This window comes from Nocardia sp. CA-120079 (genome assembly GCF_050955745.1).
Classification (GTDB): domain Bacteria; phylum Actinomycetota; class Actinomycetes; order Mycobacteriales; family Mycobacteriaceae; genus Nocardia.
Genome location: NZ_CP192088.1, coordinates 7,794,236 through 7,816,174, shown reverse-complemented (window position 1 = coordinate 7,816,174; position 21,939 = coordinate 7,794,236). Strand labels below are relative to the sequence as shown.

The following is a 21,939-nucleotide window of genomic DNA, read 5'->3' as shown; positions in this document are numbered from 1 at the left end:
CCCCCGTACCACGAGCGACCGCAACCATTTGGTTCACCGGATACGCCACCGTCGCGGTGTTCGCTATCTCACAGCAGAGGTTCGTTAACGATGCTCGGCGCTCTGATATGACAGCAGGTTCGGGTCCGCCGATGTGTGGGTTCCGCGCTTACCTCCGCTCGGCTCACAGTGTGTCGATGAGCGCCGACACCTCGCGGGCGCAACCGTGGGCGATCGTGATGCCGGAGCCGCCGTGGCCGTAGTTGTGGATCACCGGAATCGATGACGAGTCGGCCTGGGCGATCTCGAGGCGGACTTCGGCGCGGCCCGGCCGCAGTCCGACGAGTGTTTCGATGACCTCGGCGCCGGTCAACTGCGGTACGAGATCTCGGCAGCGGCGCAGGATCGACTGTGTCAATTGCGGATCGGGGGTCTGATCCCATGCCCCGGTCTCCAGTGAGCCACCGAGGATGCAGTCGTGGGTACGGGGGTGGACGTAGGCGCGTCCCAGTGGGTGCGCTTCGTCGCGCACCGACACCGAGATGCCCGGGTTGGCAATGCGCACGATCTGGCCGCGGATCGGGTAGACCTCGGCGTCGTCGGCCAGCGAACCGGCGCGCAGGCCCGCACAATTGACGATGACATCGGGCGCAAGGTCATCGAGTTCGTCCAGGCTCCGGACCGTCCGCCGAACCCAGTACGCGCCGGCCCGGCGAACCTGGGATTCCAGCCACGGCAGGAAGATCGGCATCTCGAGCAGTGGAACCGCGAACCGGAACCCGAATCGGTAGTACGGCGGGAGTTCGTCTCGCCGGGCCCGCCGGAACGCACGTACCGCCGCGGACCAAGACGGTGTCGCTGGTTCGTCCCGATAGACGGCCAGCGACTCACACATGCGGGCGCCAGGTACGTCCTCGTGTGCCAGTCGCTCCAGATGGGTGAACGTCTCGACGCTCCAGGCGGCCACGCGATCGGTCGGCCCGGCCGCGGTGGGGAACCACACCGCGGCGGCGAGAAATGATGTCGTCGAGTCGATGGGCTCCGCGCTCACCACCACGACGTGATGCCCGCCGCGCAGCAGTTCGTATGCCGTTGACAGGCCGACGATTCCGGATCCGACTACCACCGCTCGCACAACGAAAATTTTAACACTATTGAGTGTGCCGTTATTTGACGATACATTATTCAGCGATACGATTCGGGGAGCGCTGGAGGCCACGGTGACTGACGTATTGCGTGACGAGGACGCCGGGTACCAGAAGAGTCTTCGCCCACGTCAGCTACAGATGATCGCGATCGGCGGCGCCATCGGCACCGGACTGTTCCTCGGTGCGGGCGGACGATTGGCCAGCGCCGGTCCCGGGTTGGTTCTGGTGTACGCCGTGTGCGGGGTCTTTGTCTTCTTCGTGCTCCGCGCACTGGGCGAGTTGGTACTGCACCGTCCGTCGTCGGGCTCGTTCGTCTCCTACGCACGTGAGTTCTACGGCGAGAAACTCGCGTACGCGGTCGGTTGGATGTATTTCTTCCACTGGTGCATGAGCGGCATCGTGGACATCACCGCCATCGCGACCTATGTCCACTATTGGTCCGCCTTCGGCGCGATTCCGCAGTGGGTCATCGCGCTGATCGCGCTGGCGGTGGTGGTGGCCGTCAATCTGGTGTCGGTGCGCTGGTTCGGTGAGCTGGAATTCTGGGCCGCACTGATCAAAGTTGTTGCGCTGGTGAGCTTTCTGGTGATCGGCACGGTCTTCCTCGTCGGCCGCTTCCGGATCGCGGGCGAAAGTACCGGGCCCGGAGTGCTGCGCGATCACGGTGGGCTGTTCCCGACCGGGTTGCTGCCGTTGGTCGTCGTCACGACCGGTGTCGTATTCGCCTACTCCGCAGTGGAATTGGTTGGCACCGCGGCCGGCGAGGCGGAAAACCCGGAGAAAATCATGCCTCGCGCCATCAATTCGGTGATCGCACGCATCGCCGTGTTCTACGTCGGGTCGCTGGTGCTGCTCAGTCTGCTGCTGCCCTACACCGCCTTCCGTGCGGGGCAGAGTCCGTTCGTCACGTTCTTCGGCAAAATCGGCGTGGCGGGTGCGGATTCCGTCATGAACCTGGTCGTGCTGACTGCTGCGTTCTCCAGCCTCAATGCGGGCCTGTACTCGACGGGCCGAATCCTGCGCTCGATGTCGATGAACGGCAGCGCCCCCGCCCGCGCCGCCAAGCTGTCATCGAATGGTGTTCCGTACGTTGGCATTCTGGCCACCGGTGCGATCGCTCTGACCGGCGTCGGACTCAATGCGGTGGTCCCCGAGCAGGCATACGAGATCGTGCTGAATATGTCGGCCCTCGGCGTGATCACCGCGTGGGCGGCAATCGTGCTGTGCCAATTGCAGCTGTGGCGTTGGTGGCGCGACGGCCGCGTGGCCCGCCCCGCATTCCGCCTGATCGGCACCCCGTACACCAGCATCGCCACCTTGGTATTCCTTGCCGGTGTAGTGGCGCTGATGGCGAGCAGCGGGAGCACCGAACAGCGCAGCGCGATCGTCGCCGTACCGCTGATCATGGTTCCGGTGCTGGTCGGAGGTTGGTTCCTCAGGCGCCGTCGAAGCACCACCGAGGAGGTCCAGGCAGCGGCGGACTCCGAACGGTCGCATTAGGAACGCCGTCTGTGTTGTAGATGTCGTCACAGTCGGTCATCGCTGCCCCAGCGCTGATTCCTCGCGCGTACCCGCGAGAGCGGATTCGATATCGACTGGACTACACCGGTTCTGGCGCAAAACGCGTACCTTGTCGGTACGGTGCGCGGGGACGGGTCACGAGCATCCGACGCGAGCCGACCACCTCCTACGCGATAGCCGAAGGACCCGCCAGATTGCTGATCGAGATACTCCAACCCGATCGCACCGCAATCCCCGCCGATCTCCATGAATTCTTCGGCTCGAGTTAGTACCGTCATCGCGGATGTCTCGGGAGGCGAACAACTTCCGTCCAATACGCGTGTCGAATCGCATCCCACAACCGTGATAGTTCGGGGAATTGCTCGCGCATCTGCACGAGGTCGGGGGCGGATGCTGGGGTGAACGAAACCAAGGGATTCCTGGACCCGTTGCATACCAAAATCATTCGAATCCGAGAGCGGTCGATTCGCCATTCGGCCAGCCAGCCGTCCACCTCGGTGCGGTACATGTCCGTTCGCGGATGTGGGCTATCGGGTGCGCGCATCGTCGGGGTTATGCGCCAGGGACTCGAGCCGTTCCAGTACCTCTCGTAATGTCCCCAGTGCGGGGCCGCCATGTCGCGGTTTGCCGGTCCCCGGTGTCGGTGGGTAGTCGATACCTCGTACGGCGGCGCGTTCGCGCGGGCTCATCGACTGCGGGAGCAGTCGACCGGCCATGACGAGTGTGTGCTGTGCAGCCGCTTTCCACACGCACTGATGGATACGGCACGCGCGATGCTGTTGCGACAGCGCATGCGCCAGCTCCACGTCCGCGAAATCGCACAACGGTTGCGGCGCAACGAATATCTGCCTCGCGGCCGATGTCATTGCGGTCGGCGACGATTTCCGGTTCGACTTCCCATCCCTCGTCATCGACGAGGGACCATGCCCCATCGGCGCGTTCGAGATATCGCGGACTGTCCTCCGGTGCAATCGCCAGTTTCCGGGCGTCCTCGTCATCGAGTCGCGCTGGTTCTTTCATTGCGTGCCCCCTTTACGTCCTCCGGTTGGTTGGCTCCCGCCGCCGAGGTGCCGAGGGTGCGGCATCGACCCGGCGGCGGGGCTACCAGAAGCGTCCTGGGACCAGTGGATTCGCGCTAGCGTTGCACTGTGGCCAAAGCGTTGCCGAATGATCTGGCAACGTTGCAACGCTGCTCAGGGCGGTCGTGAGAGGGGGCTGGATGGAGGATTGGAAAGCTTTCGGAGCCGAACTGCGGCGGCTTCGGCTGCAGGCGAGGCTGTCGGTCCGAGAGTTGGCGCGCATGCTGCGATACGACGCAGGCGCACTCTCTCGCTTCGAGAACGGCCGCCGCAAACCCCCTCCGGATATCGTTCAGAGGCTTGATCGCGTTCTCGAATCCGATGGAGTCCTCACAAGCATCTACGAGAATCTGATCGTCGTGGCGGCCGACGCCGCGCAGTCTCCACTGCTCTTACGTGAGTCGGCCGCCCTGACGGAACGGCGCTATATCGACCGCACGTTGGCCAGGGACCTGGCGGAATTGCTGTCGGAGACTCGGCGGCTGGAGGACCAAGTTGGTTCCGAACTCGTTCTGCCGCTGGGAGTTCGGCAAACGCGGGTGGCCTCTGCGCTGGCCGTGGAGGCTCGGCGGTCGGCCCGCGTCGATATGGTCGACGTCGCCGCTGGATGGCAGCAGTTCACCGGCTGGCTTTACGCCAGCCTCGGCCACCATCCCGCCGCGGTTCAGCACTATCGCACCGCGCTCGAACTGGCCACCGAGAGCGGCAACCGCGACATGATTTCCACAGCGCTGTCCATGCGCGGCCATGTCGCCTGGATGGCGGGCGAGGTCGGTCCGATGATCCGTTTGTCGCGGGCCGCGCAGCGTGATGGCGATGCACTGAGCCCAACGGTTCTCGCACTCGCGGTCCAGCAGGAGGGGCGTGGACATGCGATCGAAGGTGACCTCGACGAGTTGGAGGCCAAACTCGAGCAGGCCGCCGAGTTGGTAACGCAGGGTGATTCCGAAAAGCCTGATGCCCAGTACTTCTACTCCGACGCATTCATCGAAATGCAGCGCGGCTTGGCCTATCGCCTGGCTCGACAGTGGGACAAGGCAGTCGTTTCGCTTAGTCGAGGCTTGGCGGCCTTCGATTCCGACATACTCACATCCGAGTGGGCGACCTGGTATGTCGCAGAGTTGGCATGCGCGCTGGCCGGTGTCGGGGAACCCGAAGCTGCTGCCCAACGGGCCGCGGATGCACTGCGAGTCGGGGTTGCGACGCCGGGGTCCAGGCTGACCAAATTCATTCGAGTCCTCCACCACGAGATGTCGGCGAAGTGGCCGACCAACGACGCCGTCGCAGCCTTGGGTGACGAGCTACGTCAGATCCGCTCGAAAGAAACGAGAGCTTAGTCGGCTCGATCGCGAGTCGGCCCGCGCGATGGATCGGTCAGTTGTATGACCGGAAGGACTGGTCGGGAGCTGGTTCCGCAGGCGCCGCCGAAACGTGCCGGAGGCCATCCAGATTGCGGCGGACTCCGAACCGTCTCATTGGACACACCGGCCGAGGCTCGGCGAGTCGCTGAAGAAGTCTGGTTCACCCCGTTTAGGGAGTGCTCTGGCGTGGTACCTATCCCACGGCAGGCCGTGACCTCTGCATACTTCGGGCTATTCGGACGGGAAAACGGGTCACAGACGTGACAACTGAATCGGTGAGTTCCTTGGTGTGACTGAGGGACGACCCCTCGAACTTGGATCCGCGGACGGTCGACAGAGGTTGAGACGACGTGCGCGGCACCCGTCTGCCCGCATAAACGCGAACGGACGGGCCGCGTGGCGCCCCCGGCAGGAATCGAACCTGCGACCTAGGGATTAGAAGGCCCTTGCTCTATCCAACTGAGCTACGGAGGCAGTGGGTTCCACCATGGCCGACATTGGCCGTGCTGTCCAGCGCGCCAAGTATAGCGACCGTCCAGATGGCTAGGTTCTTAGTCTCAGCAACATTTCAGCCACCTACGGTGTGCGGGCCAAGCGAGTCGCGGCATGATCTCGCACCTCCGATCCGATAGCCACCCTATCGGCCCAAACCCCGCCGGGCCACGCATTAAGGGCCGACTACGCTCAGTGCCATGTCGTCACCGCAGGACCTGTCCGTCACACCCGAGCTCGAAACGGGTAAGCCGGGCTCCGGGGCGACCTTCGCGACATTGACGGTGCTGGCCGGTGCCATCGCTGCGGTGGTCGCCGCGATGATCGTCGGACTGTCGGCGGCGCAGGCGCTGAGTCTGCTCGGCATTCCCGATCCGGGACCGCTGACAACCTACGGCTTGCCCGCCGTGCGCGCACTCGCCGATCTGTCCGCCGCGCTGACCGTCGGCTCGCTGCTGCTCGCCGCATTCCTGGTGCCGCCGCAGGCCGATGGGCTGCTCGATATCGGCGGATATCGGGCGGTGCGGCGCGCCTCGAACTTCGCGTTGACCTGGGCGTGTTGTGCAGCACTCCTCATACCGCTGACGGTGTCGGACACCACCGGGCAGCCGGTCGGGCAGATCTGGCGGCCGGAACAGCTGTGGCGCGCGATCGACCAAGTGGAGCTGGCGCAGGCCTGGCGTACGACGGTGGTGTTCGCGCTGATCGTCGCGGTGGGTTGCCGGCTCGCACTGCGTTGGGGCTGGACCCCGGTGCTGTTCGGCGGCGCGATCGTGACCATGATGCCGCTGGCCCTGACCGGGCATTCCTCCGCGGGCGGCGCGCACGATTTGGCCACGAACAGTCTGATCCTGCACCTGGTTTCGGCCGCGGTATGGGTCGGCGGATTGTTCGCGGTGCTCGCGCATGCGCTGCGCGGCGGCGCACACACCGATGTCGCGGCCAGGCGGTTCTCGCTCACCGCCACCATCGCCTTCGTCGTGATCGGCATCAGCGGTGTGATCAATTCCTGGGTGCGCGTGCCGTGGAGTGACCTGTTCACCACCACCTATGGCCGACTCGTGATCGCCAAGGCCTGCGCACTCGCAGTGCTCGGCGTGTTCGGATATCTGCAGCGCCGCGCCAGCCTCCCCGCGCTCGCGGCGAATCCGCGTGACCGCGCCGCGCTCATCCGATTCGGTGGGCTGGAGGTGCTGATCTTCGCGGCCACGATGGGCCTTGCCGTCGGGTTGGGGCGGACGCCGCCACCGCCGCCGACCAGTGTGCCGACACCGGCCGAGGTGGAACTCGGCTACAACCTCGACGGTCCGCCGACGGCCTCGCGAATACTGTTCGACTGGCGCTTCGATTTGATCTTCGGCACGCTGGCCATCGTGCTTGCCGTGCTGTATCTGCTGGGGGTGCGGCGGTTGCGCGCGCGCGGCGATGCCTGGCCGGTCGGGCGGACCATCGCGTGGTTGTCGGCCTGCGCCATCCTGCTTTTCGCCACCTCGTCGGGGGTCGGGCGGTACTCGCCCGCAGTCTTCAGCGTGCACATGGGACAGCACATGGCGCTATCGATGCTTGCGCCGATTCTGTTCGCGCTCGGCGGTGCGGTCACCCTGGCGCTGCGGGCGTTGCCCGCGGCGGGGCGCGGCGGCGTTCCCGGGCCGCGGGAGTGGATTCTGGCCGCGGTGCACAATCCGGTCTCGCGTTTTCTGACCCATCCGATCGTCGCGTCGGTGATCTTCGTCGGCGGGTTCTACGCCCTGTACATGGGCGGTATCTACGACTCGTTCGTCGACTCGCACGCGGCGCATCTGATGATGAATCTGCATTTCCTGCTCAGCGGCTATCTGTTCTATTGGGTGGTCATCGGCATCGACCCCAAGCCGCGCCAAGTACAGCCGCTGACCAAGCTGGGCATGGTATTCGGGTCCCTGCCCTTCCACGCCTTCTTCGGCATCGCGCTGATGAGCATGACCACCGTGATGGGCGGATGGTTCTTCCGCAGCCTTGCCCTCGGCTGGAACAGTGACCTGCTCGGTGATCAGCGCACCGGCGGTAGCCTGGCGTGGGCCAGCGGTGAGGTGCCGTTGGTCGTGGTGATGTTGGCGCTGCTCATCCAGTGGTCGCGCAGCGATGCGAAACTCGCGAAACGGACCGACCGGGCCGCCGATCGCGATCACGACGCGGAGCTGGCCGCCCACAATGCCATGTTCGCCGAACTGGCCAAACGTGATCGAGGAATACGTCATTGAGCTCCCATCGAGGTGCAAGCGTGAGTGAGCGGAGTACCGCGGTGGTCGAGAACAGGCACGCCCGACGGGTATATCGATCCGACGTGCGGGCGGCCCGCAGACGGCTGGCCGGCCAGGTGCGCAAGACGCCGGTATTCCATACCTCGATCATCGGACCGACCGGGCCGGTTCCGGTCACACTGAAACTCGAGTACCTACAGCACGGTGGGACATTCAAGGTGCGCGGCAGCTTCAACGCACTGCTGGAGTCCTCGGCTCAGGTCGATCACGTGGTCATCGCCTCCGGTGGGAACGCCGGGATCGCGGCCGCGCTGGCCGCGGCTCGTCTCAGCAAGACGTGCACGGTGGTGGTTCCGGAGTCGGCGCCGCATACCAAGGTGGCCGCGATGTGGTCCTACGGCGCCGAAGTGCTGTGGCACGGAACGACTTACGCGGAGGCCTACAGTTACGCGACCGAACTCGCCGAAGAGCGGGGGGCGCTGCAGCTGCACGCATACGACCTGCCTGCCGTGGTCGCCGGCGCGGGTGTCGTCGGGCTGGAATTGGAGGAGCAGGTGCGCGGGCGGCCGCCGGTGCTGGTCGCGGTCGGTGGCGGCGGGTTGGTCGCCGGGATCGCGGCGGCGTTGGGGCGGCGCCAGCAGGTGGTCGGGGTCGAACCGGAGGGCATTCCGACGCTGAACGCCGCGCTGCAAGCGGACCGTCCGGTGGATGTGAACGTCCGCAGCATCGCGGCGGATTCCTTGGGCGCCAATCGAATCGGGGATATCGCGCTGGATGTCGCGCGACGCTATGAAGTCCGATCGCTGCTGGTGACCGACGACGCCATCTCGACCGCCCGCGAATATCTGTGGCGCGAGTTCCGTGTCGTGGTCGAACTTGCCGGGGCAACGGCCTTGGCCGCCGTGCAGAGCGGTGCGTATGTGCCTGCCGAGGGTGAGCGGCCGGTGATCGTGCTGTGTGGCGCCAATACCGATCTGGCGGCGCTTTAACTCACTCGGGGATTTTGAAGCGGCGACTGTCCACATGTGGCGAGGTTGTCCACATTCGGGAATCGGGTCGGCCGGAGGGGGCGGGGAGCCGTCAGGCTGAAAGGGCATCTCGGTGAGGGACCCGGGAGCCCGGACGGATCGAAATGTAAGGGGCGGAATGATGTATGAATCGATGGTTACCGTGATCGGTACCGTGGTGACCCATCCGGTCAAGCGCGATCTCACCAATGGTGAGCAGGTGGTGAGCTTCCGGATGGCGAGTAATTCCCGGCGGTTCAATCCGGAGACGAGTGAATGGGTCGACAGCGGGACCCTCTACCTCACCGTCAGCTGCTGGCGTCGTCTGGTGGTCGGTGTCGACGCCTCGTTGCGGCGCGGCGATCCGGTCATCGCCTACGGTCAGCTGCGCACCCACGAGTACCGGGCCAGAGATGGCGTCGAGCGGCGCGATGTCGAGATGCGCGCCACCTCGATCGGGCCGGACCTGTCCCGCTGCACCGCGCCGGTGGTCCGGCGCGCGGTTTCGGGCGCGGCGTCGGGACCCAGTACCCTGGCACGGAATAGTTGTGACCGATCCAGCGCTGATGACCGTGCACGTGTCGATGGGGAGGAACCGGGGGAGGACGCGACGTCCGTGACTTCGGCACCGCCCCGGCTCGCAGATACCGAGCCCGTCGACGCTTGACCGCAGGCCGGATACCCCCGGCGACAGTGGTGGCTCTGCTGCATTCCATCCATACCCACACCGATAGGCTTCCCTGTATGGCTGAGTTCATCTACCAAATGAAGAAGGTTCGCAAGGCGCACGGCGACAAGGTCGTGCTCGACGATGTCACCTTGAACTTCCTTCCCGGCGCGAAGATCGGCGTCGTCGGCCCCAATGGCGCGGGTAAATCCAGCGTGCTGAAGATCATGGCCGGACTGGACCAGCCGAACAACGGAGACGCCTTCCTTTCACCGGGTGCCACGGTGGGCATCCTGCAGCAGGAGCCGCCGCTGAACGAGGAGAAGACGGTCCGCGGCAATGTCGAGGAGGGCCTCGGCGAGGTCAAGGTGAAGCTGGATCGCTTCAACGAGATCGCCGAACTCATGGCCACCGACTACTCCGATGAGCTCATGGACGAAATGGGCAAGCTGCAGGAGTACCTCGATCACGCCGATGCCTGGGATGTCGACTCCCAGCTCGAGCAGGCCATGGACGCACTGCGCTGCCCGCCGCCGGACGAGCCGGTCACCAACCTCTCCGGTGGTGAGCGCCGCCGCGTCGCACTGTGCAAGCTGCTGCTCAGCAAGCCCGACCTGCTGCTGCTCGACGAACCGACCAACCACCTCGACGCCGAGAGTGTGCTGTGGCTCGAGCAGCACCTGGCCTCCTACCAGGGCGCCGTCCTCGCCGTCACGCACGACCGGTACTTCCTCGACAATGTCGCCGAGTGGATCCTCGAACTCGACCGCGGCCGCGCCTACCCCTACGAGGGCAACTACTCCACCTACCTGGAGAAGAAGGCCCAGCGTCTCGAGGTCCAGGGCAAGAAGGATCAGAAGCTGCAGAAGCGGCTCAAGGAGGAGCTGGCCTGGGTGCGTTCCGGTGCCAAGGCCCGCCAGGCCAAGAACAAGGCCCGCCTCGGTCGCTACGAGGAGATGGCTGCCGAGGCCGAGAAGCACAGGAAGTTGGACTTCGAGGAGATCCAGATCCCGGCGGGTCCGCGCCTGGGCAGTGTGGTCGTCGAGGTCGAGCATCTGGACAAGGGCTTCGGCGATCGTCAGCTCATCAAGGATCTGTCGTTCACCTTGCCGCGCAACGGCATTGTCGGTGTCATCGGTCCCAACGGTGTCGGTAAGACCACTCTGTTCAAGACGATCGTCGGGCTCGAATCGCCCGACAGCGGTGAGGTGAAGGTCGGCGAGACCGTCAAGCTGAGCTACGTCGACCAGAACCGCGCGGGCATCGACCCGAAGAAGAATGTCTGGCAGGTCGTTTCCGAGGGGCTGGACTTCATCGAGGTCGGCAACCAGGAGATGCCCTCGCGCGCCTACGTCAGCGCGTTCGGCTTCAAGGGGCCGGATCAGCAGAAGCCGGCCGGGGTGCTCTCCGGTGGTGAGCGCAACCGCCTGAACCTGGCGCTCACCCTCAAGCAGGGTGGCAACCTGATCCTGCTCGACGAGCCGACCAACGACCTCGACGTGGAAACGCTGGGTTCACTGGAGAACGCGCTCGAGCAGTTCCCGGGCTGCGCCGTGGTCATCTCCCACGACCGCTGGTTCCTCGACCGCACCTGCACCCACATCCTGGCGTGGGAGGGTGACACCGACAACGAGGCCAAGTGGTTCTGGTTCGAGGGCAACTTCGAGGCATACGAGGCCAACAAGATCGAGCGCCTCGGCCCGGAGGCGGCCCGCCCGCACCGGGTGACGCACCGCAAGCTCACCCGCGACTGAGTCTGGCGTCCGGCGGGGCGGTTGCTGTTGTGTGCACTGCCTCGCCGGACCGGCTTTGCCGTGGCCTGACGCCCATCCGTGCGTGGCTCTAGGCCGCCTCCATCGCATCCGCAGTGCCGCTGAGTCGAGCCGAAACAACCATATTTCAACCCGGCAAAGCGGCAGATGCGAGGGGATGGGGGAGGATCGGCCCTGCTGGGCTCGATAAGAAACTCACCGGCTGGCGGGCCGAACTCGATTGGTTCCGGGGCGGGCCGTCGGTTCGGCAGCAGCAGATCATCCGCGACCTCGGAAGTCTCGCGCGAAAGCGTTGAGCGACATCAAAACCGTGTCCCGCGGCACCGTCGGGCGGGATACCGGGTATCAAGAATTTCGACCAGGCCTGCGATGCGAGAGCCAAGCACCGTCTCCGGCTGTCCGAACGCGCCTTTGTGTGTGAGAACTGCGGACACACATCCGCGCGGGATAAGAACCCTGCACACGTAGTAATGCACAGGGCTGGTTTCAACCCTGCTGGTGTCGACAACAGAAGACCGGGGGGCTCGCTGAGCGTTCAGGCGGTTGAGCCAGGGATCCCCGGCTCCAGGCGGAGGAGGAATCGAATCTGTGCATGACGATGTCGAACGGTCGTTCTGCCGAAGGAATTGCGGCGAACACGCACCGCGCGGTGTCTCCATCGAAGGAAATACGGTCGGCACACGCCCTTCCAAAGATCTGACTATGGTGGGGAACGTGCATGCGCAGGCGCAGTCCGGGCATTGGGTCGCTACCACCGCGATTGCGTCTACCTGACGTTGCCGGTCCGATCGGGAGCTGTGCCGGGACAATCGACCTCGGCTATCAAGCGGCGAACGTTGCGGTATTGGTGAACACCCTGCATTTAGAAGGGAATTCACCCACTCGTCAGCACGGCACAGCTACTCTCGGACCGGCGTCACTTTGTTGCGGAACCGAATCCGAGGAGTTGGCGAAAAAATGACGGTCTCGTCCGAATTGTCCAGTGCGGCGTGGGCCGCGAGTTTGCCGCAGTCGCTGCGCGGCGAACTCGCAACCCTCGAGGAGGCGTATTTCCGCCACGTCGACGCGGGCGATGTGGACTGTGCGATCACCGGGATCACTCAGATCTTCCGGCGGCATATGGAACTCGCGATGACCCGCCCCGTCGGTCGGGCACTGGTGCGGGTCTACCACCCCGACGACGGCTCCGGCCTCGGCGCCGCGGTGCAATTGGTCACCGACGATATGTCGCTGCTAGTCGAGTCGATCACCTCGTCGCTGAGCCGGATGGGCGTCAGCGTGAGCGAGGTGATCCACCCGATCTTCGAGGTGACGCGCGATCAGGACGGACGGCTGATCAGCGCCGCGCCGCACGAAGTCGACAGCAACGGCACCGAGGGCCTGCGCGAATCGTGGATGCATCTGCAACTGCACCCGTCGACCAGTGCGGCCCTGCTGGACCGGATCGCGCAGTCCATGCCGGATGTCGTCGCGGACGTGCGTCAGGTCATCGGCGATACCGAGGCCATCAAACAGGTGCAGAGCAATCTGGCCGATGAACTGGAGGTCGCGGCGAAATCCGGCCACGCGCCGTTCCCCGATACCGATCTGGTCGATACCGCGAATCTGTTGCGCTGGTTGGACAGTGGCAATTTCACCGTGCTCGGTTATGCCCGGTATCAACTCAGCCCGGATCAGGGACAGGCGATCTCGAACCCGCTGCCGGGTACCTGCCTCGGCGTGCTGCGCCCCGATGTCGGCACCGACTTCCGGGTGCCGCTCAATGCCGGCGACCGCACACTGCTCATGCTCACCCAGGGGCTGGTACCCGCCACCGTGCACCGCTCGGTGTACCCGTACTTCATCGGCGTCGCCGACTTCGACGAGTCCGGCACGATCGTCGGCGAACACCTGTTCATCGGTGTCTTCACGGTGACCGCGGTGCACGAGAACGTCCTGGATATCCCGGTGATCGCGCGCCGGGTGCGTTCGGTGATCGAGGAGAGCGGCTTCGATCTGGATTCGTTCTCCGGACAGGCCATGCTCGAGGTCATCCAGTCGTTCCCGCGCACCGAGCTGTTCTCCTCCGATGTCGAGACCATGCGTCGCACCGCGACCGCGGTGCTGAGTGTCGGTCTGCGCCGACAGGTTCGGCTGTTCCTGCGCTCGGACGGCTACGGCCGGTTCGTCGCGTGCCTGGTTTATCTGCCTCGGGATCGTTACACCACGCGGGTGCGGTTGGAGATGCAGGAAATCCTGGTGCGCGAACTGGGCGGCGTCTCCATCGACTACTCCGCGCGGGTCAGCGAAAGCGAGCTGGCCAGTGTGTATTTCACGGTGCGCATGCCGGAGTCCGAGCTCGGGGTGCTGCGCGAATCGATGGCCCAGACCGATACCTCCGAGGCCAATCGGCTGCGCATCCAGAACCTGCTCGCCGAGGCGACGCACACCTGGGACGACCGCCTCAACGATGCGGTGAGCACCTCGACCGTGCTTGATCCCGGCGTGGTGCAGCGCTACGCCGAGGCATTCCCGGAGGCGTACAAACAGGATTTCGCCGCCGAGCGCGCACTTGCCGACGTGGTCCGGTTGGAGGGCCTCGCCTCGGGTTCCATCGACCAATACCTGTATCGCCGTGCGGATTCGGTGCCTGGTTCCTGGCGGTTCACGCTCTACATCGGCGGCAGCGGCATCTCGCTGAGCCAGGTGCTGCCGGTGCTGCAGAGCCTCGGTGTCGAGGTGGTCGACGAGCGGCCGTATCAGATTCTCTTGGATCCGGTACTCGGCGATGACGGCGGGGAACGCTGGATCTATGACTTCGGCTTGCTGGCCAGGCCGGAATTGCTGCGCAGTTCTCTGGACCGGGATCTTGACGCGGAACTGTTGGAGTCTTCGGCGAGAGCCGATGCGCTCGAATCGGAGGAGCGTGGGCTGCACGACCGGTTCACCGAGGCCTTCGAAGCGGTCTGGTTCGGACGTGGCGAAGCCGACGGGCTCAATGAACTCGTGTTGCGCGCTCGGCTGACGTGGCGTACCGCATCGATCCTGCGGATGTACGCGAAGTACCTACAGCAGGCGGACTTCCCATACAGCCAGGCGAACATCACCAGGGTGCTGCTCGCCTACCCGGATATCGCGCGGCTGTTCGTCGAGCTGTTCGCGGCGCGGTTCGATCCGGATACCGAATCGGCCGAGCACGCCGCCGAATTGGAGACCCGGGTCCGCGGCCGCATCGATGAGGTCGTCAGCCTGGACGCCGACCGGATCCTGCGTGCGATCCTGTCGCTGGTCAAGGCGACGTTACGGACGAACTACTACGTAACCGATGCCAAGGGCAATTCGCGCGGATACATCTCGGTGAAGGTGGAACCGCGTGAGATCGCCGAATTGCCCAAGCCGAGGCCGCAATTCGAGATCTTCGTGTACTCACCTCGGGTCGAGGGCGTGCATCTGCGCTTCGGTCCGGTGGCGCGTGGCGGGTTGCGCTGGTCGGATCGTCTGGAGGATTTCCGCACCGAGATCCTGGGTCTGGTGAAGGCGCAGGCGGTGAAGAACGCGGTCATCGTGCCGGTGGGTGCCAAGGGCGGATTCGTGGTGAAGCAGCCGCCCGCCGCCACCGGTGATCCGACCGCGGATCGGCAGGCGCTCGGCGCAGAGGGCGTCGAATGCTATCGGACCTTCATCTCCGGTCTGCTCGATGTCACCGATAACGTCGACCGTGCGACCGGTGCGGTACTGCCGCCCGAGCGGGTGATCCGCCGCGACGGCGATGACACCTACCTGGTGGTGGCCGCAGACAAGGGGACCGCGACCTTCTCCGATATCGCCAACGATGTGGCCCAGCGCTACGGGTTCTGGCTCGGTGACGCCTTCGCCTCCGGTGGTTCGGCGGGTTACGACCACAAGGCGATGGGCATCACCGCCAAGGGCGCCTGGGAGAGCGTGAAGCGCCACTTCCAAGAGATGGATATCGACACGCAGACAACCGATTTCACCGTGGTCGGGGTCGGCGATATGAGCGGCGATGTCTTCGGTAACGGCATGCTGCTGTCCGAGCACATCCGGTTGGTCGCGGCCTTCGACCACCGGCACATCTTCCTGGACCCGGAGCCCGTTGCGGACACCTCGTTCCGGGAGCGGCAGCGGATGTTCGCACTGCCGCGCTCGTCGTGGGCCGATTACGACACCTCGCTGATCAGCACCGGCGGTGGCGTCTGGGATCGCACCGTGAAGTCGGTGCCGATCAGCCCGCAGGCCCGCAAGGCGCTGGGGCTGGCCGATGACGTGGTCGCGCTGTCGCCGCCGGAACTGGTGCGGGCGATTCTGCTCGCGCCGGTTCAGCTGCTGTGGAACGGCGGCATCGGCACCTACATCAAGGCGAGTACCGAGACCAATGCCGAGGTCGGCGACAAGTCCAATGACGCGGTGCGCGTCAATGGAAATAAGCTGCGGGTCAAGGTAATCGGTGAGGGCGGCAATCTGGGTGCGACGGCGCTGGGTCGAATCGAGTTCTGCCGCAACGGCGGCAAGATGAACACCGACGCACTGGACAACTCGGCCGGTGTCGACTGCTCCGACCACGAGGTCAATATCAAGGTGCTGCTCGACGGCGTGGTCAGCGCGGGCGCACTGCCCGAGGCCGAACGCAACCCGCTGCTCGCCTCGATGACCGATGAGGTCGCCCAGATGGTGTTGCAGGACAACGTCTCCCAGAATTTCCTGATGGGCATTTCCCGGGCCGAGGCGGCCGGGATGCTGAACGTGCACCAGCGGCTCATCGAAGATCTGGAAGCGCGTCGCGGGGTGGATCGCGAGCTGGAGGCGCTGCCCTCGGAGGTGGAGATCAAGCGCAGGATCGAAGAGGGCACGGGTCTGGCGTCGCCGGAATTGTCCAATCTCATGGCGCACGTGAAGCTTTCGCTCAAGGCCGATCTGCTCGAAACCGATCTGCCGGATATCGCGTACTTCGCCACCCGGCTGCCGGAGTACTTCCCGACACCGCTGCGCGAGCGTTTCGGCACCGCCATCAAACGGCACCGGCTGCGTCGCGAGATCACCACCACCATGGTGGTGAACGAGATGGTCGACTACGGCGGCATCTCCTATGCCCATCGGTTGAACGAGGAGATCGGTGCCAGCTCGTCCGACGCCGTGCGCGCATTCGCGGCGGCCAGCGAGATCTTCGATCTGCACGATATGTGGGCGCGGATCCGGGCCACCGATGCCGCGGTGTCGGTGCGCGACGAACTCGAGCTGGAGACCAAGCGGACGCTGGATCGCGCCTCGCGCTGGTTGCTGAGCAACCGTCCGCAGCCGATCGCGGTCGGCGCGGAGATCAACCGGTACAGCCGAGGCGTGCGGGAATTGGCGCCGAAGGTGCCCGGCTGGCTGCGCGGACATCACGTCTCGACGCTGACCGATCAGTCCGCCGAAGTGATCGCCCGCGGCGCGCCGACCGACCTCGCCACCGAGGTCTTCGGACTGCTGAATCTGTTCCCGCTGCTCGATGTGTTGGATATCGCAGATATCACCGACCGCAGCGGTGAGGAGGTCGGCTCGCTGTACTACGCGCTCAACGATCACCTCAAGATCGATTGGCTGTTGCAGGCGGTCAGCCACCTGGAGCGCGGCGATCGCTGGCACGCGCTGGCCCGGCTCGCACTGCGCGACGATATGTACGGATCGCTGCGCTCGCTGACCCTCGACGTGCTCTCCGGGGGCGACCCGGAGGAGACAGCGGACGAGAAGATTGCATACTGGGAGTCGAAGAACCAGTCCCGGCTCGGGCGCGCTCGGGCCGCACTGTCAGAGTTGTTCGAGTCCGGAACCCACGATCTCGCCACGCTGTCGGTTGCAGCGCGGCAAGTGCGAAGCATGGTGAGCGGGGTGGGCGCTCAATCGGAGGTACCGCGTTGACCAGTTCGCTCAACGGTAGTGGGAGCGCGCTCGGTGGCAGCTTGCTGCTGCCCAAGCGCTTCCACGCCAAGGTAGACGTCAGGTGGTCGGACATGGACGTGTTCCAGCACGTCAACCATGCCCGCATGGTGACGCTGCTGGAGGAGGCGCGGATTCCGTGGCTGTTCGAGGACGGACGCCCGACCGCGCCGTTGCGCGAGGGCTGTGTGCTGGCGGACCTTCGGGTCCGCTACCGCGGCCAGCTGCGCCACGAGGACACCCCGCTCGATATCGCCATGTGGATCGAGCAGCTGCGTGCGGTCGACTTCACCATCGGTTACGAGGTCCGGGCCAATGGCGCGGCCCCGGACTCGCCGGCCGCGGTGATCGCCTCCACTCAGATCGCGGCCTTCGATATGCGTACGCAGCGCCTGCGTCGGCTCACCGATTCCGAACGGGATTACCTCGCCGAGTGGAAAGAGTGAGCGATTGCCGCGTGGTTCGGACGGCGGAGTCGGATCGCTGGGCGGTATCGGCTGGCTTCGGTCGTCGAGCAGCGGTCATCGGCGTCGGCTCGCGTGGTGATGGCTGAATCCGGTTGCGTAGCGGTGGTGGCGGACTGCGGTCGTCGTGCGTCGGCGGCCGCGATGTGGTGATGGGGAGCAGTGATGTCGGGACAGCGCGTCCTGGAGGTTTCCGATCCGGCTGAGCGGGAGAATCTGGCGACTTTTCTGAGCCGGGCCATTCGGCTGGACCCCGCGGCGATAGTGCGTATGCGCCGTCGCGGGGAGCGGTACGTATCCGCGTGGGTGGCAACGGGTTTCGAGGCGCTCGCGGTGCGCACCGTGGTCGCCGAGCTCGGCGTCGACGATGTCACCGTCGGTGCCGATCTGGTGCTTGCCGGTTTACCGTCCGGCAGTCCGATCGATCTCGGCTACTCGATGGATTCGGCCTGGCGCGGTGCGCTGCCGCCGGATGTCGGCTTCGAACATGTCGACGATGTGCCCGCCCGCACTCTCGTCGAACTCGCCGAACAGGGTGCGGCGCTGGCAAAGGAGCACGGCAGCAACCATGGCCCACCCGCCTCCCTGCTCGACCAGACGGTACTCACGGTATCCGCGGCCGAGGCTCAGGTGCAGGTCCCGATGCGCGTCGTATTCGCCCTTACCGCAATGGATTTCATCCCACACTCCGGCGATAAGGCCGACCCGCGCCGCATTCCGCCCACCGAAGTCGTTCGCGTCCGCGCCACCAAGACCTGGCTGCGTCTCGACGCCCGTTACGGATCCGTCGCCCGCCGTCAAGGTGGTGGAATCCCACTGACCCCCAGCTGACTCCGAGTCGTCGGTGCCGGTCGCGCGAACGTCGCCGTCGCCTGTGGGATTCGCACCCAGCGCAAACTCCGACACGCCCTTTGCCGTAAGAGCGCACCCTGAGTACCGGGTGTACTCCGCGAGGAGCATGCGGAGGGGTCAGGCGACGCCTGCCAGGCGCAGCAGGGCGGTGGTACCGGCCGCGGCCAGGATGACCACCAGCATCGGTTGGTTGCGCCATGCCAGCAGGCCACCGACCAAAACTCCTGCGGGCAAGGCGAATCCGAGGTGGTCGGAGCCGGTGGGCAGGGTGGTGACGGCGACCATCGCGGCCAACAGCACGACCGCGCCGATCTCCAGGAGTCTTGTCGCTCGCTCCGGGAACCGGATGCGGTTGCGCAGAGCGGGACCCGACGAACGGAAGGCATAGGTTCCGGCCGACAAGGCACCCATGGCCGCCAGCAAGATCGGTGTGCTCATACCTGCCCCTCGTCGGTGCGCGGCTGCAGCATGTCGCTCGCGGCTGCGTTGTCGTCGCGCTCGCTCATGATGCCTGTGCCTCGCCTGGCGTTTCGCTACCCCGCTTCGAGATCGCGAAGAACAGTCCCGAAAGCGCCACCAGCACAGGCATTCCCGCAGGCAGAAACGGTGCACTGGCCACAGCCGCGATCGCCCCGATCAGGGCCGCGCGCAGCGTGCCGCGTGCTCGCAAGGCGGGCATGATCAGCGACAACAGCACCGCGGGGAACACCGCGTCCAACCCGATCGCACCGGTATCGGGCACCACCGTCCCGATCAGCGCACCGATCGCCGCACCACCCGGCCACGCGATGAGCACGCCCAACCCGCTCAACCAATACGCGGCCCGCCGTCGCGCCACATCGGGCTGGGCCAGTGCCAGCGCGACGGATTCGTCGTTCATCACGTGCACCCCGATCCGCCGCCGCCATCCGGTGCCGACCACATCGGGCACCGACAGCCCGTATGGCAGATGCCGGGCATTGACCAGCAATCCGGCCAGCACCGCCGCGATCGGGCTGCCACCGGCGGCCATGATCCCGATGAACAGGAACTCCGCACCGCCCGCGAGCACCACGACCCCGAGCACGATCGGTACCCAGAGCGGAAATCCGGAGGTGACAGCGGTCGCGCCGTAGGAAACACCGATCAGCCCGACCGCGAGCAGTACCGCCGCGATCCCGGAGAGGGTGTCCCGATCGAGTGTTCGCCATATCGAACGCATGTAGCTTATAGTGAACGTGGCGGGACGATTCGTCAATATGGTTCTCTGTTGGGCGGCCGGTTACTTGACGGGAGCGGAAATGGAGCAGAGTTCGACGACGCCGCAGGCGGTGATCGCCGCTGCCCTGCGCCGCGAACGCACCCGCGCCGGGCTATCGCTCACCGAGGTCGCCAACCGTGCGGGTGTGGCGAAATCCACACTGTCCCAACTGGAATCCGGTACTGGCAATCCGAGCCTGGAGACCTTGTGGGCGCTGTGCGTCGCCCTGGATATGCCCTTCTCGCGGTTGCTCGACCCGCCGCGGCCCACTGTTCACGTCATCCGCGCGGGGGAGGGGCCGGTGGTCGCCGCCGCCGAGTCCGAGTACCGCGCAACGCTGCTGGCGGCCGGTCCGGCCAACTCCCGCCGCGATCTGTTCCGCATCACGTCCGAACCCGGGCATGCGCGCAAATCGGAGCCGCATATCCCGGGCGTGGTCGAGCACGTGCTGCTCGCCAGTGGACGCGCGCTTGTCGGCCCGATCGACGCACCCGTCGAGCTAGCGCCCGGCGACTACATCGCCTACCCGGGCGACGCACCACACGTCTTCGAGGCCCTCGAACCCGACACTTGGGCAACGCTGGTCGTCGAATACACATGACCGGCTCGTCCGAATCCTGACGATCATCGGGCTGCCGAATTCCGGCCCGGCGAGGACCCCGCCGAACACATCGCTGCCGCCCCGGCCGGGAGGATCGACGGCGACATCCTGGTCGTCACGACCTCCGGCCGCGGCACATCTCGCCTGAGGCCATGCGAAATCCGCTCAGGCCACGGATTCCTCGAGGCTTCAGGCAGCGCCCTCGCCCAGATACTGCAACCACACCGGATCCAGCTCGGCGGTCGTGGACAACAGCCGCCAATGCGGGCCCTTCGGCGAAACCAGCGGCGAACGCAACGTCCACCCCAGCTCGCTGAGCAGCTTGTCGGCCTTGCGGTGGTTGCACGGCGCGCAGCTGGCGACGCAGTTCTCCCAGGAATGTTCGCCGCCGCGGCTGCGCGGGATGACGTGGTCGATGGTCTCTGCCTTCCCACCGCAATAGCCGCAGCGGTAGCGGTCGCGATGCATGAGGGCGGCACGGGTCATCGGGACGCGCGCGCGATAGGGCACATGCACATAGCTGCGCAGCCGGATGACGGAGGGAATCGTGACTGCGGATTCGGCGGAATGCACCACCGAACCCTCGGGGTCGTGGTGGACGGTGTCGGCTTTATCGCAGATGAGAAGTACGACGGCGCGGCGCGCGGACAGTGCGGTGAGCGGCTCGTAGGTGGCATTCAGAAGCAGCACCCGGCGCTTCAACCAGCTGGCGGCCTCGTTCTGGACGGGCGTGAGGTGTGGAATGTGGTGAGCAGGCTCACCGGTGCGATGGGCACCCGGATGGTGGTCGGACAAGATGTGCAGCGGAGTAGCCCCCGACCCACGATTGTGGACGTCGGCGGGCTGGAGTTGTCGGTGCGTCCTGGCCTCATGTGATCGGCCGTGCCGCTGCTTCATGGTGACCCCGGTTTCGTCGTAATCAAGATCATGTGGTATCTCGGCAGAGACTGCCACCCAGTTGACCATGGAACGCCTGCTATTGCACGGTGATTTCGCACAATGTCGGATGAACTGTGGTTGAAGGGCCGCCCGTTCGTAACGCGGGCACAATGGACGGCGGCACATTGCCCCGATCGAGAGGACCTGATGAGTTCCGGCGAGCAGACAGCCACGTCGTTCTACGAGGCGATCGGTGGTGCGGAGACGTTCCAGCGGATCGTCGCGGCGTTCTATCGCGAGGTGGCGGCCGATGAGGTGCTGCGCCCGCTGTATCCGGAGCAGGACCTCGGACCGGCCGAGCGGCGCCTGCGCATGTTCCTGGAGCAGTACTGGGGCGGGCCGCGCACCTACTCCGACGAACGTGGGCACCCGCGGCTGCGGATGCGGCATATGCCGTTCAAAATCGGTCCGGTGGAGCGCGACGCGTGGCTGCGCTGCATGCACATCGGCGTGGCGGAAATCGAACCGGAAATTCTGGATGATGAACATCGCAAGGCATTGCTCGACTATTTGGAGATGGCGGCAAATTCGCTGATGAATGCGGCTTGGTGAGATAGTTGCGTCGAGTTCCCGGGTCAGCGCCGGGGTTTCGGCTCGGGCTATGCAACGCTGACAATTTGCCGGATGTCGCAGAACACAGTTGAGCCTGGGCGAATTCACCGAA

General features: G+C 65.4%; 15 protein-coding genes and 1 tRNA gene. 11 read left to right on the top strand and 5 right to left on the bottom strand.

All coding sequences use genetic code 11. The features are described 5' to 3' along the window. Window positions 1–163: 163 nt before the first annotated feature. Window positions 164–1,114 (bottom strand): FAD-dependent oxidoreductase, encoded by a 951-nt coding sequence (locus tag ACQPYR_RS35610; RefSeq protein WP_433623421.1) that lies wholly within the window; start codon window positions 1,112–1,114, stop codon window positions 164–166. Window positions 1,115–1,199: 85 nt separating this feature from the next. Between ACQPYR_RS35610 and ACQPYR_RS35605 the strand changes: the two genes are divergently transcribed. Together ACQPYR_RS35605 and ACQPYR_RS35600 are read left to right on the top strand one after the other, a co-directional pair. After that, on the top strand, window positions 1,200–2,627 hold the full coding sequence (locus ACQPYR_RS35605) for an amino acid permease (RefSeq protein WP_433623419.1): 1,428 nt from the start codon (window positions 1,200–1,202) through the stop codon (window positions 2,625–2,627). Window positions 2,628–3,867: 1,240 nt separating this feature from the next. Next, window positions 3,868–5,064 carry a helix-turn-helix domain-containing protein gene (locus ACQPYR_RS35600; RefSeq protein WP_433623417.1) on the top strand — a complete coding sequence of 399 codons (1,197 nt, stop codon included), beginning with the start codon at window positions 3,868–3,870 and terminating at the stop codon, window positions 5,062–5,064. Window positions 5,065–5,485: 421 nt separating this feature from the next. Here the strand turns inward: ACQPYR_RS35600 and ACQPYR_RS35595 are convergent. Beyond that, window positions 5,486–5,562 (bottom strand) — tRNA-Arg (locus ACQPYR_RS35595). A 218-nt stretch (window positions 5,563–5,780) separates the two neighbouring features. Here ACQPYR_RS35595 and ACQPYR_RS35590 point away from each other — a divergent pair. From ACQPYR_RS35590 to ACQPYR_RS35560, 7 genes are all read left to right on the top strand, one after another. Beyond that, the gene (locus tag ACQPYR_RS35590; protein ID WP_433623415.1) at window positions 5,781–7,820 is read left to right on the top strand and encodes a cytochrome c oxidase assembly protein; all 2,040 of its coding nucleotides are present in this window, start codon (window positions 5,781–5,783) and stop codon (window positions 7,818–7,820) included. A gap of 20 nt (window positions 7,821–7,840) precedes the next feature. Further along, window positions 7,841–8,809 (top strand): threonine/serine dehydratase, encoded by a 969-nt coding sequence (locus ACQPYR_RS35585; RefSeq protein ID WP_433623413.1) that lies wholly within the window; start codon window positions 7,841–7,843, stop codon window positions 8,807–8,809. A gap of 172 nt (window positions 8,810–8,981) precedes the next feature. Next, the gene (locus tag ACQPYR_RS35580) at window positions 8,982–9,494 is read left to right on the top strand and encodes a single-stranded DNA-binding protein (RefSeq protein WP_433623411.1); all 513 of its coding nucleotides are present in this window, start codon (window positions 8,982–8,984) and stop codon (window positions 9,492–9,494) included. Window positions 9,495–9,571: 77 nt separating this feature from the next. After that, window positions 9,572–11,248: an energy-dependent translational throttle protein EttA gene (gene ettA / locus ACQPYR_RS35575; RefSeq protein ID WP_433623409.1), complete on the top strand. Its 1,677-nt coding sequence runs from the start codon at window positions 9,572–9,574 to the stop codon at window positions 11,246–11,248. A gap of 975 nt (window positions 11,249–12,223) precedes the next feature. Next, window positions 12,224–17,161: an NAD-glutamate dehydrogenase gene (locus ACQPYR_RS35570; RefSeq protein WP_433623407.1), complete on the top strand. Its 4,938-nt coding sequence runs from the start codon at window positions 12,224–12,226 to the stop codon at window positions 17,159–17,161. 41 nt (window positions 17,162–17,202) lie between these two features. Beyond that, entirely contained in the window at window positions 17,203–17,625 is a 423-nt protein-coding gene (locus ACQPYR_RS35565; protein WP_433603585.1) for an acyl-CoA thioesterase, read from the top strand. A gap of 183 nt (window positions 17,626–17,808) precedes the next feature. Beyond that, window positions 17,809–18,474 (top strand): hypothetical protein, encoded by a 666-nt coding sequence (locus ACQPYR_RS35560; RefSeq protein WP_433623405.1) that lies wholly within the window; start codon window positions 17,809–17,811, stop codon window positions 18,472–18,474. 138 nt (window positions 18,475–18,612) lie between these two features. Here ACQPYR_RS35560 and ACQPYR_RS35555 read toward each other — a convergent pair whose 3' ends face one another. Further along, window positions 18,613–18,933, bottom strand: a complete 321-nt coding sequence (locus ACQPYR_RS35555) for an AzlD domain-containing protein (protein ID WP_433623403.1) — start codon at window positions 18,931–18,933, stop codon at window positions 18,613–18,615. 64 nt (window positions 18,934–18,997) lie between these two features. Beyond that, entirely contained in the window at window positions 18,998–19,696 is a 699-nt protein-coding gene (locus ACQPYR_RS35550) for an AzlC family ABC transporter permease (protein WP_433623401.1), read from the bottom strand. A gap of 79 nt (window positions 19,697–19,775) precedes the next feature. On the opposite strand from ACQPYR_RS35550, the gene ACQPYR_RS35545 reads away from it, so the two are divergent. After that, on the top strand, window positions 19,776–20,336 hold the full coding sequence (locus tag ACQPYR_RS35545) for a helix-turn-helix domain-containing protein (RefSeq protein ID WP_433623399.1): 561 nt from the start codon (window positions 19,776–19,778) through the stop codon (window positions 20,334–20,336). A 189-nt stretch (window positions 20,337–20,525) separates the two neighbouring features. On the opposite strand, the gene ACQPYR_RS35540 is transcribed toward ACQPYR_RS35545, so the two are convergent. Next, window positions 20,526–21,233: an HNH endonuclease gene (locus ACQPYR_RS35540; protein WP_433635328.1), complete on the bottom strand. Its 708-nt coding sequence runs from the start codon at window positions 21,231–21,233 to the stop codon at window positions 20,526–20,528. Between the two features lie 189 nt (window positions 21,234–21,422). On the opposite strand from ACQPYR_RS35540, the gene ACQPYR_RS35535 reads away from it, so the two are divergent. Further along, on the top strand, window positions 21,423–21,827 hold the full coding sequence (locus tag ACQPYR_RS35535) for a globin (RefSeq protein WP_040687594.1): 405 nt from the start codon (window positions 21,423–21,425) through the stop codon (window positions 21,825–21,827). Window positions 21,828–21,939: the final 112 nt, after the last annotated feature.